The 521-nt window shown below is 56.4% G+C and carries 1 protein-coding gene; it reads right to left on the reverse strand.

Going from position 1 to position 521, the window contains the following annotated elements; genetic code table 11:
- A partial coding sequence (locus G3A47_RS23800; protein ID WP_208328461.1) for a hypothetical protein occupies positions 1 to 244 on the reverse strand: 244 nt, incomplete at its 3' end.
- Between the last annotated feature and the right edge of the window lie 277 nt (positions 245 to 521).

Here is a 521-nt window from a genome sequence, read left to right on the forward strand (position 1 = left end):
ACCGGTTCCAGTTCCCAACCGTTTCCATGTAGGCATAGTAGTCGATGCAAGGTGCGCTGCATTCGCCAGCCGACGCCCGCTCGATACCGGTGAAAGCTGTTGTAGCCAGAGCAATTCCAGCAAAAGTGCGCAGCGATTTTGCGTTCGGAAGTGCGTAAAAACGAAGAATTGGAGCGTTTCCGCGTTTCCGCGAAAAGCGCAAACGCTCCAATATAGCGGGCGCAAAAAGCCAGTATCGGTTCATGAGATGCTCCGTCCTTCCCCTCTGAAAGAGCTTCGGACGGTTTTATTTGCCGGCTCCCATGCCGCTCTCCGTCCGGTGCAAAAGCTGCGCCGGACAGCCGAGATCGTCTTGTCGAAGTTCGAGCGATCACTCCTGGAAACAAGCGATTTGGGTAACTTTGGCTCAGGCGGCCGCCTGTCCCGGCGCGCTGGCCGCGCGATTTGCCAGCTCTGCCTGCTTCCGCCTTGCAGCACGCGATGCTAAAGCAATTCCAGCAAAAAAAGCGTAGCGGTTTTGC

This window comes from Flavobacterium poyangense (assembly GCF_011751075.1).
Taxonomy (GTDB): Bacteria; Bacteroidota; Bacteroidia; order Flavobacteriales; family Flavobacteriaceae; genus Flavobacterium; species Flavobacterium poyangense.